This is a genomic window from Marinovum algicola (genome assembly GCF_900109145.1).
GTDB lineage: Bacteria > Pseudomonadota > Alphaproteobacteria > Rhodobacterales > Rhodobacteraceae > Marinovum > Marinovum algicola.
Map to the genome: position 1 here is coordinate 1 of NZ_FNYY01000008.1, position 14469 is coordinate 14469.

The 14469-nt window shown below is 65.7% G+C and carries 16 protein-coding genes and 1 pseudogene; 13 read left to right on the forward strand and 4 right to left on the reverse strand.

The annotated features are described in order from the left end of the window. Positions 1-313 (reverse strand): annotated as a pseudogene (locus tag BMW90_RS12130) (transposase); the annotation flags it as partial. A 171-nt stretch (positions 314-484) separates the two neighbouring features. Between BMW90_RS12130 and BMW90_RS12135 the strand changes: the two are divergent. From BMW90_RS12135 to lhpI, 6 genes are read left to right on the forward strand one after another with little or no spacing between them, the layout of a single operon-like run. Then, complete coding sequence (locus tag BMW90_RS12135; RefSeq protein ID WP_074836817.1) at positions 485-1474, forward strand: TRAP transporter substrate-binding protein; 990 nt, start codon at positions 485-487, stop codon at positions 1472-1474. Then, positions 1471-1845 carry a cupin domain-containing protein gene (locus BMW90_RS12140; RefSeq protein WP_244526494.1) on the forward strand — a complete coding sequence of 125 codons (375 nt, stop codon included), beginning with the start codon at positions 1471-1473 and terminating at the stop codon, positions 1843-1845. The genes BMW90_RS12135 and BMW90_RS12140 overlap by 4 nt, the downstream gene beginning before the upstream one ends. Next, entirely contained in the window at positions 1842-2315 is a 474-nt protein-coding gene (locus BMW90_RS12145; RefSeq protein WP_074836819.1) for a TRAP transporter small permease, read from the forward strand. Before BMW90_RS12140 ends, BMW90_RS12145 begins: the two co-directional genes overlap by 4 nt. After that, on the forward strand, positions 2312-3595 hold the full coding sequence (locus tag BMW90_RS12150) for a TRAP transporter large permease (protein WP_048529199.1): 1284 nt from the start codon (positions 2312-2314) through the stop codon (positions 3593-3595). The genes BMW90_RS12145 and BMW90_RS12150 overlap by 4 nt, the downstream gene beginning before the upstream one ends. A 30-nt stretch (positions 3596-3625) precedes the next feature. Then, on the forward strand, positions 3626-4870 hold the full coding sequence (locus tag BMW90_RS12155; RefSeq protein ID WP_074836821.1) for a Zn-dependent hydrolase: 1245 nt from the start codon (positions 3626-3628) through the stop codon (positions 4868-4870). Then, positions 4867-5814 carry a bifunctional Delta(1)-pyrroline-2-carboxylate/Delta(1)-piperideine-2-carboxylate reductase gene (lhpI, locus tag BMW90_RS12160; protein WP_074836823.1) on the forward strand — a complete coding sequence of 316 codons (948 nt, stop codon included), beginning with the start codon at positions 4867-4869 and terminating at the stop codon, positions 5812-5814. The genes BMW90_RS12155 and lhpI overlap by 4 nt, the downstream gene beginning before the upstream one ends. On the opposite strand, the gene BMW90_RS12165 is transcribed toward lhpI, so the two are convergent. Further along, complete coding sequence (locus BMW90_RS12165; protein WP_074836825.1) at positions 5796-6722, reverse strand: LysR family transcriptional regulator; 927 nt, start codon at positions 6720-6722, stop codon at positions 5796-5798. The two genes, lhpI and BMW90_RS12165, sit on opposite strands and share 19 nt — an antisense overlap. 168 nt (positions 6723-6890) lie before the next feature. Between BMW90_RS12165 and BMW90_RS12170 the strand changes: the two genes are divergently transcribed. The 7 genes from BMW90_RS12170 (at position 6891) to BMW90_RS12200 (ending at position 13326) form a co-directional block, all read left to right on the forward strand. After that, positions 6891-7235, forward strand: coding sequence for a RidA family protein (locus tag BMW90_RS12170; RefSeq protein ID WP_170850544.1), 345 nt, complete (start codon positions 6891-6893; stop codon positions 7233-7235). A gap of 103 nt (positions 7236-7338) precedes the next feature. Next, on the forward strand, positions 7339-7941 hold the full coding sequence (locus tag BMW90_RS12175; protein ID WP_074836827.1) for an RraA family protein: 603 nt from the start codon (positions 7339-7341) through the stop codon (positions 7939-7941). A gap of 66 nt (positions 7942-8007) precedes the next feature. Next, positions 8008-9537: an ABC transporter substrate-binding protein gene (locus tag BMW90_RS12180; protein ID WP_074836829.1), complete on the forward strand. Its 1530-nt coding sequence runs from the start codon at positions 8008-8010 to the stop codon at positions 9535-9537. Positions 9538-9610: 73 nt separating this feature from the next. Beyond that, positions 9611-10531: an ABC transporter permease gene (locus BMW90_RS12185; RefSeq protein WP_048529210.1), complete on the forward strand. Its 921-nt coding sequence runs from the start codon at positions 9611-9613 to the stop codon at positions 10529-10531. Position 10532: 1 nt separating this feature from the next. After that, the gene (locus tag BMW90_RS12190) at positions 10533-11405 is read left to right on the forward strand and encodes an ABC transporter permease (RefSeq protein ID WP_074836832.1); all 873 of its coding nucleotides are present in this window, start codon (positions 10533-10535) and stop codon (positions 11403-11405) included. 5 nt (positions 11406-11410) lie between these two features. After that, on the forward strand, positions 11411-12385 hold the full coding sequence (locus BMW90_RS12195) for an ABC transporter ATP-binding protein (protein WP_083416037.1): 975 nt from the start codon (positions 11411-11413) through the stop codon (positions 12383-12385). Next, complete coding sequence (locus BMW90_RS12200; RefSeq protein WP_083416038.1) at positions 12382-13326, forward strand: oligopeptide/dipeptide ABC transporter ATP-binding protein; 945 nt, start codon at positions 12382-12384, stop codon at positions 13324-13326. Before BMW90_RS12195 ends, BMW90_RS12200 begins: the two co-directional genes overlap by 4 nt. Before the next feature lie 12 nt (positions 13327-13338). Here BMW90_RS12200 and BMW90_RS12205 read toward each other — a convergent pair whose 3' ends face one another. Both BMW90_RS12205 and BMW90_RS12210 read right to left on the reverse strand, forming a co-directional pair. Continuing rightward, positions 13339-13569, reverse strand: coding sequence for an antibiotic biosynthesis monooxygenase family protein (locus BMW90_RS12205; protein ID WP_306456256.1), 231 nt, complete (start codon positions 13567-13569; stop codon positions 13339-13341). Positions 13570-13680: 111 nt separating this feature from the next. Next, positions 13681-14469 (reverse strand): heme ABC transporter ATP-binding protein, encoded by a 789-nt coding sequence (locus BMW90_RS12210; RefSeq protein WP_074836838.1) that lies wholly within the window; start codon positions 14467-14469, stop codon positions 13681-13683.

Here is a 14469-nt window from a genome sequence, read left to right on the forward strand (position 1 = left end):
TGTTCGGCCCGAAGATACGCAACGGCTTCACGCTTCACGGCGGGCCCTACCACTTTTTTGAAACCAGATCCTTCATTGCTGCCAGATCCAGCATTTGCTCGGCCAGAAGCTTCTTGAGCTTGGCGTTCTCGTCCTCGAGCGTCTTCAGCCGCTTGGCCTCTGACACCGTCATGCCGCCGAACTTGGCTTTCCAGTTGTAAAAAGTGCCTTCCGACATGCCGTGCTTGCGGCACAGGTCGGCGCACTTTGCCCCTGCCTCATGTTCCGCCAGAATCCCGATGATCTGCTCGTCTGTGAATCTCGTTCGCTTCATTGTCCGTCCTCAAGTTGGGCCGGACTCTAATCGACGGTGGAGGAAAAATCCCGTGGCAGGTCACGCGACCCATTCGGAAAAACTGTTCCAACCATAGCCCCGGCTTATTTGCGCAAATCCTGCGTTCGGTGTTTCTTCGGCGACAATAATCGCTCAACAGGAGACCCGAACATGACATCCCCCTTCCCCTTGATCCGCACCGGCCTGCTGGCGGCCTGCCTTGCCGGGCTGGCGCCCGTCGCCGCCCTGGCTGCCGAAGTTTCGGTGCGTCTCGGCCACGTCCTGCCCGAGAGCCACAGCTGGCATGTCGCGGCCACCGGTTTTGCCGAGGAGGTCAACCAGCGCACCGACGGCCGGGTTGCCATCGAGGTCTTCCCTTCGGGCCAACTCGGCAGCGAAAAGGAAGTGATCGAAGGCATGCAGTTCGGCTCGGTCCAGGCCGGTCTGATCGGTTCGGGGTCGTTCCAGGGGATCGAGCCGCGGATGGGCATCATCGAAATGCCCTATGCCTGGGGCGCGCGCGATCAGGCCTTTGCGGCGCTTGACGGCGAACTGGGCGCCGAACTGGCCGGCATGCTCGACGCCAAGGGCATCAAGGTGCTCGGCTGGTGGGAAAACGGCTTCCGCAACATCACCAACAACGTCCGTCCGATCGAGACCCCCGAGGATCTCGCCGGCCTGAAAATCCGCGTCACCCCGGACAAGGTGCGCCTCGCCACCTTTGAAGGCCTGGGCGCCGAGCCTGCGCCGCTGTCCTTCGGCGAGCTGTATTCCGCGCTGCAACAGGGGTTGTTCGACGCCCAGGAAAACCCGCTGGCGATCATCTATTCGGCCTCCTTCTTCGAGGTGCAGAAATATGTCTCGCTCTCCGAGCACATCTGGGGCGCGGCGACGCTGACCATGTCGAACGCCACGTGGAACAAGATCGCGCCCGAGGATCAGGAGATCGTCATGGAGGCGGCCACGTCCTGGGGCCTGCAACAGCGCGACATGGTCGCCGCCGCCAACGATGAACTGATCGCCCAGCTGAAAGACAAGGGCATGCAGTTCAACGAAGTCGACAAGGCTGCGTTCATCGACGCCGTGGCGCCGATCTGGGAAAGCCAGAAGGATGTCTATGGCGAAGAGCTGCTGAGCGTGCTCGACCAGTACCGGAAATGAGCCTGCGGCCGGAAATAACAGAAGTTGCATCGGTCGAGCCGGTGCAACTTTACGACTTTTCGCAGAAAGTGCTGTTTTCTCCGGCGGCGCGCGGCGAGGGCTTTCTCAAGCTGACCGTGACCACCGGCCGGAAGGGCGCGAAATCCACCGCCCACAGCCATCCCCGCGACGAGGTGACGCTGACGCTGAAAGGCGAGGCGATCCTGCGCGCCGGGGGCGAAACCTACCACATGACCGAAGGCACCGCGGTGCGCCTGCCGCCCGGGCTCGACCACACGGTCGAGGTGATCTCGGACGAATGGGTGGTTGTGGCCGCCTATTGCGACGAATGCACGCTCTGCCGCGGCCCCGAAGGATTTCTGAACCCATGACATTGAAAGACGGGTCGCTGCGCGCGGCCGGAACCATCGACCGCGCCGCGCGCTGGTCCGGCGCGGCACTGGTGGCGGGGTTCGCCGCGATGGTCGTCTATGTGGTGATCTCGCGCTACCTGTTTTCCTCGACACCGCGCTGGGCCGAAGAACTGCCGCGGCTGGCACTGGTCTGGCTGACCTTTGTCGGCGCGATCTCGGGCTTCGTGCGTGGCTCGCATTTTCGCGCCGGGCTGCTCGACCTGATCGCCTTGCCACCGCTTCTGCGCCGCGGGCTGGCGATTCTGGCCTGGCTGGCCAGCGCTGTCTTTCTCGGGGTGTTCATCTGGACCGGCGCCCGGCTGACCGGAATAACCTGGAGCCATCAGACCACCGCGCTCTCACTGCCGGTCGGCCTGTTTTACCTGTCACTGCCGGTCTGCTGCGGGCTCGCGCTGCTGGGTCTGATCCTGAAAGGGGGGCGGGAATGAGCCTTGCGCTTGCACTTCTGCTGATTGTCTTTGTGGTTCTGGTGCTGCTGGATGCGCCGATCGCGGTGGCGCTTGGCCTGTCATCGATGTTCTACCTGCTGATTGCCGATGCCGCGCCGATGATCGTCGTGGCGCAGCGCGCGGTGGCGGGGATCAACAGTTTCACCCTGCTGGCGATCCCGCTGTTCCTGCTCGCCGGGCTGCTGATGGTCCACGGCGGGCTGGCGCCCAGGATCATCGCCTTTTGCGCGGCGCTGATCGGGCGGCGCACCGGCGGGCTGGCGATGGTGATGATCATCGCCTGCATGATGTTCGGCTCGCTTTCGGGCTCGGGCGTGGCCGATGTGGTCGCCATCGGCACGATGATGCTGCCGGCGATGCGCGATCAGGGCTATGCGCCGGGGTTCTCGGCGTCGGCGCTGGGCTGCGCCGGTTCGCTCGGCACGGTGATCCCGCCGTCGATCGTGCTGATCGTCTATGGCACTGCCACCAACAGCTCGATCGGCCAGCTCTTTGTCGCCGCCATCATCCCCGGCATCCTGCTTGGCCTCGGGCTGATGCTGGTGGCCTGGTGGATTTCGCGCCGCAATGGCTGGCAGGGCGGCGAGCCCTTTTCCTGGGGAGAGTTGGGCCGCGCCGCCAAGGGCTCGATCCTGGCCATGCTGGCGCCGATCATCATTGTCGGCGGCATCCGGCTGGGCATCTTCACCCCGACCGAGGCCGCCGGCATCGGCGTGGCCTATGCGCTGTTCATCGGCGTCTTTGTCTACCGTGCACTGACGTTGGCAACGCTGATGCGGCTGTTGCGGGAAACCACCGAGATGACCGGCGTGATCCTGCTGGTCATCGCCTCGGCCTCGGTTTTCGGCTGGATCCTCGCCGCCGAGCAGGTGCCGCAGATGGCCGTCGCCGGCATCACCCAGGCGACCGAAAGCGGCACTGTCGCGCTCTTGCTCATGATGCTGGTGCTGCTGGTTCTCGGCACCTTCATGGAAAGCATCGCGATCATCCTGATCCTGGCGCCGGTTTTCCTGCCGATCCTGGCGCATTACGGCATCGATCCGGTCTATTTCGGCATCCTGCTGACCATCAACCTCGCCATCGGCGCCAATACGCCCCCGCTCGGCATCGACCTGATGGCGGCCTGCCGTGTCGGGGAAATCCCGCTCAGCGCCTCGTTCCGATACCTCGTGCCCTTCCTTGGCGTGATGGTCGGCGTTCTGCTGCTGCTGGTGCTGTTTCCCGTTCTGATTACCGATCTCCCGGCGATCCTGTTCTGATCCCCGGCTCCTGAAAGAAAGAAGGTTCCCATGCCATTGCTCCCCGATACCCGCGTCGACCTTGATCGTTTCTGGTCGACCATCGAAGCCTCTGGCGCGATCGGCAAAGGCCGGCCCGGCGGGTTGTCGCGGCTGACGCTCAGCGACGACGACCGCAGCATGCGCGACCTGTTCCGCCGCTGGTGCGAAGAGGCGGGGCTGGCGGTCGAGGTGGATGAGGCGGGCAATATCTTTGGCCGCCGTGACGGCAGTGACAACGATCTGCCGCCGATCCTGATCGGCAGCCACCTCGACACCCAGATCAACGGCGGCCGCTTCGACGGTATTGCCGGCGTGCTGGCCGGGCTCGAGGTGATCCGCAGCCTGAACGACGCCGGCCATGTCACCAAACGACCGATTGTCGTGGTCGATTGGACCAATGAGGAAGGCGCGCGGTTTTCGCCGCCGATGGTGGCCTCGGGCTGTTTCATCGGCAAATACGATATCGACTGGGTGCATGATCTGGTGGGCGACGATGGCGCGCGCTTCGGCGATGAACTGGAGCGGATCGGGTACAAGGGCGACCGCTCCTGCAAGGCCGGCGAGATCGACGCCTATTTCGAGCTGCATATCGAGCAGGGGCCGATCCTCGATGCCGAAAACCGCCAGGTCGGCGTCGTCACCGGCGGCTATCCGGTGCGCGGCATGCGGGCATCGTTCAGGGGCCAGACCTCGCACACCGGGCCGACGCCGATGGACCTGCGCAAGAATGCGCTGGCGGCGGGCGCCCGCTGGCTGACGGCGGTGGACGATATCGGCTGGGATTTCGCGGTGCATGACGGCAAGGCCACCGCCGCGCGGCTGACTGCCTGGCCGAACAAGCCGGGCATTCTGTCGGACACCGCCGAAGCGGTCTGCGACGTGCGCCACCCCGACCCGATCACCACCCGCGCGATGGCGGAAAAGATGCGCCGGGCGCTTTTCGAATCCGCCGCCCGCTGCGGCTGCGACGCGGTGATCGAAGACGAATGGGAATGGGGCGGCGACATCTTTGACGCCGAGATGATCGACGGCGTGCGCAACGAGGCGATCCGCATGGGCTTCAACTGGCGCGACATTCAGAGCCAGGCGGGTCATGACGCCTATTTCCTGGCCACCCATTGCCCGACGGCCATGATCTTTACCCCCTGCAAGAACGGCATCACCCACAACAACGAAGAGCATTGCGAGCCCGAGGATTTCCTCGCCGGGCTGAACATCCTGATGCATGCGGTCGTCAACCGGGCCGACCGATGAGCGTGATGATCGGACATGACGCGCTCGAGGCCGGGCTGGGATGGCCCGAGCTGATCGCGCAGCTGCGGGACTGGTATCGCAGCGATGCGGTGACCGCGCCTGACCGGCAAGTGCTCTCCATCGCCCAGCCCGACGGCAGCGAGGCCTCTTTGCTGATCATGCCGGCCTGGGTGCCGGGGGCGCGCATCGGCGTCAAGGTTGTCAGCTTCTTTCCCGCCAATGCCGCCAAGGGTCGGCCGACGATCAACGCCGGCTATCTGCTGTTCGATGGCGAGACCGGCCATATGAAGGCGGCGCTTGACGGCGATGCGCTGACCGCACGGCGCACCGCTGCCGCCTCGGCGCTGGCCGCCGGCTATCTGGCGCGCCGGGATGCGGCGCATCTGCTGGTGGTCGGCACCGGCCAGCTCTCGCGCGCGGTGGCCGAGGCGCATTGCACCACCCGCAGCTATGACCGCGTGTCGATCTGGGGGCGCAGCCGCGACAAGGCGGCGGCGGTGGCGGCAGAGCTGGCCCAGGCTGGCCTGCCGGCCGAGGTGGCCGAGGATCTGGAGGCGACCTGCCGGGCGGCGGATGTGATCAGCACGGTCACCGCTTCGACCCGGCCGATCATCCGGGGCGACTGGCTGAAACCGGGCAGCCACCTCGACCTGATCGGCGCCTTCAAGGGCGACATGCGCGAAAGCGACGATCGGGCGATCGCGCAGGCGCAGGTCTTTGTCGATCTGCGCGCCGGGGCGATGCTGGCCGGCGATCTGTCACAACCGCTGGACGCGGGGCGGATCGAGCCCGGGCATATCCGCGCCGACCTTGCCGAGCTGTGCCAGCAGCGGCATCCCGGCCGCAGCGATGCGGCGGCGCGCACGGTGTTCAAATCCGCCGGCATGGCGCTTCAGGATCTGGCGGCGGCCGATCTGGCAGCCGGTCAGGCCATGTCGGGATAAAGCGCCAGAAGCTCCTGCACGATGGCCACGAACTTCTGCTCTGATGGGGAAAGCTTCTCCATCGGAGCATGCACCAGATAGACATCCGCGCCGATCGGCTCGTCCGAGATCTTGAGCGGCCAGAGGTCGCCGCGCCGCACATCCTCGTCCGAGGTCATCAGCGGCAGCAGGCCAATGCCCAGCCCGGCCACGATCATCCGGCGGATTTCCTCGATATTGGTGCTCAGCCCGTTGATCCTGTTGCCCAGTCGCATGCCCTCGCGCAGCACCGTCATCGGCTCCAGCCCCATGCCCTCAGTGGCGCAGGCGAACGAGATGAAGGGCTCGCGCTGAAGATCGCGAAGATTGACCGAGTCCTGGCCGAACAGCGGATGTTCGGCGCCGCAGAACACGCTGAATTCCTCGCGAAACAGCCGGATCGAGGGCAGGTTGACCAGCGGCCGGGCCAGAAGGCAAAAGCCCAGGGTCGCGCGGTTCTGCTGGATCGAGCGGACAATCGACTGGCTGTTCTTCACCTCGCTCTGGAACACCACCGACGGGTGACGCTGGTGATAGAGCCGCAGCATCTCGTCGAGCATCGGCGAGATCAGGTTTGACACGATCAGATAGCGAACCCGCCCGCGCTCTTCCTCTTCGGCGTCACGTCCCAGAAGGTTGATCCGCTCGGCGCTGTGAAAGATGTCGCGGCATTCCTGAAAGATCTTGTCGCCCCGCGTCGTCAGCTCGAAGTGGCGGCTGTCGCGAAACACCAGCTGACATTCGAGCTGGGTTTCGAGCTTTTGCAGCGCATTGCTCACCGAAGGCTGGCTGAGTCCCAGGCGTTGGGCGGCCTTGGTGATGCTTTGTTCCTTGGCAATCACATAGAACATGCGGAGCAGGTTCCAGTTCAGGTCCGATTGCTGATCCATGCGGGGTCTTAACTTTCAGTTCTGTTCAGGGCCGGAGTGCCTGTTCTTGAGGCAACCGTAACATAAGGCGACTCTATTAATGCCATTCTTTCCGGCTATGAAGCCAGCCTGTAAGGAATGTGCAGGGTCGGCTAAGCTTGCCGAAGTTTTAATCAGAAAGCGAGAAGCATGAGCATTACCCGTCTTCACCCCGGCCCCCGCATGAGTCAGGTCGTGATCCACAACGACACCGTCTATCTGGCTGGTCAGGTCGGCACCGCCGGCGCCGATGTCGCGACCCAGACCCGCGATTGCCTGGCCGCTATCGATACCCTGCTGGACGAGGCCGGCAGCAACAAATCCAAGCTGTTGCAGGTCATTATCTGGTTGGCCGACATGGGCGATTTCCAGGAAATGAACGCGGTTTACGACGCCTGGATCGATCCGGCCAACCCGGCGGCGCGCGCCTGTGGCGAGGCCAAGCTGGCGACGCCGGAGTACAAGGTGGAGTTCATCGTCACCGCCGCGCTCTGAGCGGTGCGAAAGGGGGGTTATGGTTGCCATAACCCCCGACTATTTGACCCTGACCGTGCCTGTGCGTCTTCTCTACGGGCAACCCCAAAGGTCAGGACAGGGCATGACGGCACAAGACGATCTCTCGGATGTGGAAACCGCGACACTCGGGCACTTTCTCGAGTCGGGTTTCATGGCCCCCGCGCTTCAGGCGCTGCTGCCCGAGCGCCGTATCTTCGGCCCGGCGCTGACGGTGCGGATGCCCGGTGACGATGGCTCGATCCTGGTCGAGGCGCTGTCGCGTGCCGAACCGGGGCAGGTGATCGTCATCGACCGCTGCGGCGACCTGCGCCATGCCTGCTGGGGCGCGGTCACCACCTGCGCCGCCAAGGCGCGCGGCGTGGTCGGCACGGTGATCGACGGCTTTGTCACCGACCGCTCGGCGATCCTCGCCGAGGATTTTCCGGTCTGGTGCCGTGGCCGTTCGCCGGTCACCACCAAACCGCGCCGTTTGGGCGGCGCCGTCAATGTCACCATCAACTGCGGCGGCGTCGCTGTGCGCCCCGGCGAGCTGGTGCTCGCCGACGAGAGCGGCGTTGTGGTCATCCCGCCCGGTGAGTCCGAGGCCCATATCCGCCGCGCCCGCCAGATGCAGGCCGAGGAACGCCTGCTCCTGGCGCGGCTGCGCGCCGGGGAAACCCTTGCCGATATCACCCGCGCCGCCTGATCCCGCCAGAGACCGGAAAACCGGCCGGCCTTCCCCCTCCCCATCAGCCAACCAACAGAGAGAGACATGACTGACATCTTCAAGACATCCCTGACCGGACTGGCGGCGCTGGCCGCCTGTACCGCCCTGACGCTTGGCACGCCGGCCAGCGCCGACAAGGCCAGCAACACGCTGAACGTCGCCTTTGCCGCCGAGCCCGAGCCGCTCGACACCTACAAGATCGCCGGCCGCCAGGGCCTGATCCTGGCGCGGCACATCTACGACGGCCTGCTCTACAAGAACCTCGACACCGGCGAGATCGTGCCCGCGCTGGCCGAATCCTGGGAATTCACCGGTCCGCTGACCATGGAATTCACCCTGCGTCAGGGCGTCAAGTTCCACAATGGCGCCGATTTCACCGCCGATGACGTGGTGACGACGCTGAACACCGTGATCACCCCGGAATACGGCACCCGCTATTCGATCTCGGTCGACTGGATCGAAAGCGTCGAGAAGCTGGCCGATTACAAGGTGCGCATCAACATGTCCAAGCCCTTTGCCGGCGCGGTCGAGATGCTGGCCGATGCGCTGCCGATCTATCCGCATGACTTCTTTGGCGAAAACGGATCAAGCGGCATGGCGGCCACGCCCATCGGCACCGGCCCCTACAAGCTGGTCAGCCAGGAGCCGGGCATTCGCTATCAGCTCGAGCGGTTCGAGGACCATTACGCAGGCAGCCCCAAGGCCGGCGCCACCATCGACGCGATCACCGTGCGCACCATCCCCGAGATGAACACCCAATATGCCGAGCTGATGTCGGGCGATCTTGACTGGATCTGGCGGATTCCACCGGATCAGGCGGCGCGGCTCGAGGGCCGGGTGCAGATCATCAGCGCGCCGATCATGCGCATCGGCTATGTCGGCTTTGCCCCCGAGGCGCTGGCCGGCGACAGCCCGATCGCCGACAAGAAGGTGCGACAGGCGCTGATCCACGCCACCAACCGCGGCGCGATTGTCGAGGCATTCGCCGGCGGCGCGTCGAAAGTGCTCAATACCCCCTGCAACCCGGCGCAATTCGGCTGCGAACAGGATGTCGCCGCCTATGACTTCGACCCGGAAAAGGCCAAGGCGTTGCTGGCCGAAGCGGGCTATGCGGACGGCTTCGAGATGGAGATGGTCTTTGCCGCCATGCCGCGCCCGACCGCCGAGGCCGTGGCCGCCGACCTGGCCAATGTCGGGGTGAAGCTGGAGCTGAACGAGCAGCAATATTCCTCCGGCATCGGCAAGTGGCGGGCCCGCGAGCTGCCGGCGTTCTTTTCGAACTGGGGCAGCTACGGCATCGGCGACACCGCCTTTATCCTGTCGAATTTCTTTGGCGGCGGCGCGGATGATCTTGTGCAGGACGCGCAGCTGGCCGAATGGCTGACCGAGGCCGATACCGCTTCGGATCGCGCGGTGCGGGCCGAGAATTATGCGATGGCGGTCAAGAAGATCGCGGAAGAGGCCTATTGGATGCCGATGTACAACTTCAACGTCAATTATGGCCTGTCCAACGATCTGAACTTCACCCCGCACCCGGATGAGTTCGCCCGTTGGTGGATGGCAAGCTGGAAATAGGCTGACCTCACTAACGACCTGTGCCGGGCGGAGCGCTTCCCGCCGCCCGGCACGCCATGAACGGAAAGACCCCATGCTCAGCTTCCTCTCCCGGCGTCTCTTTGTCGCCTTTTGCGTCTGCGTCACGGTTTCGGCGCTCAGTTTCGCGCTGATGTTCCTCTCGGGCGATCCGGCGATCGCCATCGCCGGCGCCGGTGGCCGCGCCGAGGATGCCGAGGCGATCCGCATCGCCTATGGCTTCGACCGGCCGCTGATCGTGCAATATCTCGACTGGATCGGCAGCGCGGTGACCGGCGATTTGGGGCAGAGCATCTATTTCAATCTGCCGGTGACCGAGATCATCGGCAACCGCGTCGGGGTGACGCTGACGCTGGGATTCATCTCGTTCCTGGTCGCACTGGCGGTGGCGGTGCCACTGGGCATCGCCGCGGCACTGCGCCCCAATGGCTGGATCGACCGCATTGCGCTGATCATCGCCGTGTCGGGGCAGGCGATCCCCAGCTTCTGGCTCGGGCTGATGGCGATCGTGGTCTTTGGCGTCTGGTACGGCATGGTGCCGATCTCGGGTGCCGAAAGCTGGCAGGGTTTCATCCTGCCGGTCATCGTGCTGAGCTATTACGCCGTGCCGGAACTGATGCGGATCACCCGCTCCGGGATGATCGACGTGCTGGCCACCGATTACGTGCGGGCGGCGCGGGCCAAGGGGCTGCCGATGCATCTGGTGATCTCGCGCCACGCGCTGCGCAATGCAGTGCTGCCGTTGGTGTCGCTGGCGGCGGTTCAGCTCGGGCAGCTTCTGTCCGGCTCGATCGTGATCGAAAGCGTCTTTGCACTCAATGGGCTGGGACGGCTGGCCTGGGAATCGCTGTTGCGCAGCGATCTGCCGGTGGTGCAGGCGATCATTCTGGTGCTGTCGCTGCTCTATGTCCTGCTGACCACCTGCGCCGACATTCTGAACGCGGTGCTCGATCCGCGGCTGAGGGGAGCGACCTGAGATGACCGAAGCAACCATGGAAACCACGCGCCCCTCGGCCTGGCGCAAGATGCTCGGCAACACCGGGGTGATGATCGGCGGCACGCTGCTGGCGGTGATTGTCGCGATTGCGGTGCTGGCCCCGGTTCTGGCGCCGCATGACCCGCTGGCGCAGGATCTGACCCGCCGCCTGCTGCCGCCGTTCTGGCATGACCGCGCGGTGCCCGAGCACATCCTCGGCACCGATCACCTGGGCCGCGATTACCTGTCGCGGATGATCCATGGCGCCCGGGTGTCGCTGGGTGTCGGGCTGGGCGTGATCCTGGTGTCGGGCGCCATCGGCATCACCCTGGGGTTGCTGGCCGGCTATTTCGGCGGCTGGATCGACATGGTGATCAGCTTTGCCATCACCACCCGGCTCTCGCTGCCCATCGTGCTGGTGGCGCTGGCGGCGGTGGCGCTGGGCGGGGCCTCGCTGACCACCCTGATCACGGTGCTGGGCCTGCTGCTCTGGGACCGCTTCGCCGTGGTGACGCGGGCGGCGGCGCAGGGCCTGCGGCATCAGGAGTTCATCATGGGCCTGCGCGCCATCGGCGCCAGCCGCGCGCGCATCCTGTTTCTCGAGATCCTGCCCAACATGCGGGCCACGATCCTGGTCGTGGTCTCGCTCGAGGTGGCCAATGTGATCCTGCTCGAAGCGGCGCTGTCCTTTCTCGGACTGGGGGTGCGGCCGCCAACGCCGTCCTGGGGACTGATGATCGCCGAGGGCCGCGACAATATCCTGTTCGACCCCTGGCTGATCGCGCTGCCGGGCTCGGCGCTCTGCCTGCTGGTGCTGGCGGTCAACCTGTTTGGTGACGGGCTGCGCGACATCACGGGGCCGGCACGGAAATGACTGACATGATGCTCGATATCCGCGACCTTCGGGTCTCCCTTCCGACCGAGCGGGGCCTGCTGAACGCCGTGCGCGGCGTCGATCTGCAAATCGCGCGGGGTCAGACGCTCTGTCTTGTCGGGGAATCCGGCTGCGGCAAATCGCTGACCGCCACGTCGATCATGGGGCTTCTGACGCGTCAGGCGCAGATCACCACCGACCGGTTCGAAATGGCCGGGCAGGATCTGACCCGCAAACCGGCCGCCGGGCTGGCCCGGATGCGCGGCCGCGACGTGGCGATGATCTTTCAGGATCCGACCAGCGCGCTGAACCCGACGCTGACCGTCGGGCGGCAGTTGACCGAAGGGGTGATGCGCAGCGAAAAGCTGAGCCGCAGGGCGGCCGAGGCCCGCGCCGTAGAGATGCTCGAGCGGGTGGGCATTTCCAATCCCGCGGCGCGGCTGGCGCAATATCCGCACGGCTTTTCCGGCGGCCAGCGCCAGCGCATCATGATCGCCTCGGCGCTGATGGGCCGCCCGAAACTGCTGATCGCGGATGAGCCGACCACCGCGCTCGACGTCACCATCCAGGCCCAGATCCTTCAGTTACTAGGCGAGTTGCAGGCCGATCTCGGGCTGTCGATCCTGCTGATCACCCATGATCTCGGGGTGGTGGCGGCCATCGCCGATGATGTGGCGGTGATGTATGCCGGGCGGATCGTCGAACGCGCCCCGGCCCGCGATCTCTTTGTCCGTCCGCGCCATCCCTACACCCGCGGTCTGCTGGCCGCGATCCCGGTGCCGGGGGTCACGCCGCGCGGCAGCGCCTTGCCGGCGATCCCGGGGCGGGTTCCCGGGCTGATCGGCACGCTGCGGGGCTGCGCCTTCCGCGACCGCTGCGCCCAGGCGGCGCCGGATTGCGCGGCCGATCCGGTGCCGCGCCACGGGATCGGTGCGGGCCGCTTTGTCGAATGTGTCAACCCCGAGGAGGCCAGCACATGACCGCCCCGATGATCCGCCTGCACAACATCCGCAAGGCCTATCGCCTGCGGCGCGGCATGTTCGCCCCGGTCGAAGAGCTGGTGGCGGTCAACGATCTGTCGCTTGAGGTGGCCGAAGGCGAGACCCTGGGGCTGGTCGGCGAATCCGGCTGCGGCAAGAGCACGGCGGTCAGCATCATGCTGGGCCTGCAATCGCCCGACAGCGGCGCGGTCGAGATCGCCGGGCAGAAGATCGGCGCCATGCCGGTGGCCGAACGCGTCCGTCTGATCCAGCCGGTGTTTCAGAATCCTAACGCCTCGCTTAACCCGGTCAAGCGCATCCAGAGCCTGATCGGCCAGCCGCTGCGACTGCACGGTGGCGGCAACGAAGCGGCCGAGGTGGCGCGGATGTTCGATCTCGTCGGCCTGCCGTCGCGGCTGGCCGATTCCTATCCCTCGGAATTGTCGGGTGGCCAGCGCCAGCGGGTGGCCATCGCCCGCGCGCTGATCCTGAATCCGCGAGTTATGATCTGTGACGAGCCGACCTCGGCGCTGGATGTCTCGGTCCAGGCGCAGATCATCAACCTCTTGCTGTCGCTCAAGCAGGAGCTGGGCCTGACCATGGTCTTTGTCAGTCACAACCTCGCCGTGGTCGAGCATCTGGCCGACCGGGTGGCCGTCATGTACCTCGGGCAGAAGATCGAAGAGGCCGCCACCGACGCCCTGTTCGACCGGCCACGGCATCCCTATTCGCGGGCCTTGCTGGCGGCGACGTTGCTGCCCGATCCCGGGCTTGGCATGCCCGAGCAGAAGCTTGGCGCCGCGGCGGCGGACCCCTTTGCGGCGCAGCGGGGCTGCCTCTTCGCGCCGCGCTGTCCCGAGGTGCAGAGCAGCTGCGCCGGCACGCCACAGCACCTGCGGCAGCTGGCCGAAAGCGCGGTGCGCTGCGACCAGGCGGTCTGACGGCCGCTGGGGTCAGGCGGCATCCGCCGCGATGCGCTGGATCGCCCGGAAGCCTTCGAAGCGGGGATGGCCGTCGTGCAGCGTGGGGCCGGTGCCGGCGCGGGCATCGGCCACGCGGAACTGCGGGCTGCGGGTCCAGGCGGTGAAATGCGCCTCGGACTGCCAGAGCGTATGCGAGGCATAGAGAATCCTGCCCGCCTCTTCGGGGCCTTTCAGCATGTGGAATTCGACGAAACCCCCCATCTCATGCAGCCTGCTGTCGCGGCTCAGCCAAAGCTCTTCGAAATCGGCGGCGTTTCCAGCGGCACGGTAAAGCGGTTCATGGCAAGGAACATCTGTGGTCTCCTGTTTAAGTCATTCGGCGGCAAGCGCCGCGAGGTGCGGCAGGACAAAGGGCGTGCCCGGCGGGGGGATCTGCCCGACATGCAGGGCACAGCCATAGGCGCGGCTCAGGATGTCGCTGGTCATGACGTCGCCGGGCGTGCCCTGGGCATGACAGGCGCCGGCGGCCAGCAAGATCACCTTGTCGGCGCAGATGGCGGTCAGATTGAGGTCATGCATGACGGCCACCACGCCGCCGCCGGCGCTGGCAAAGTCGCGGGCGATGCGCATGACCTGAAGTTGATGGGCGATGTCGAGGGAGGACACCGGTTCATCGAGAAACAGCCAGCGCGGCACCCCGTCCGCCACCGGCTCCCAGACCTGGGCGAGCACGCGGGCGAGTTGCACCCGCTGCTGTTCGCCGCCCGAAAGCTCCTGGTAGCTCCGGTCGGCATAGGCGCCGAGATCGACCCGGCCCAGCGCCGCCCGAATGCGTTCTGATTGCGCGCCCGAGGTGCCGCGATGCAGACCGATCTGCACCACTTCGGCCACGGTGAAGGGAAAGGCCAGGGTGCTGGCCTGCGGCAACACCCCCCTGAGGGCGGCGAGCTCTCGCGGGGAGAGCCGGGCGATGTCCTGCCCGCCGAGAGCGATGCGCCCGGCAAACGGCAGATCGCCGGTGATCGCCCGCAGGCAGGTGGTCTTGCCCGAGCCGTTCGGGCCGACGATGCAGGTGATCTGGCCAGGGCGGGCGGTCAGGGTCAGCCCGTCGAGGATGGTTTTGCCTCCGAGGGAGACGCGGAGATTTTGCACGTCGAGCAT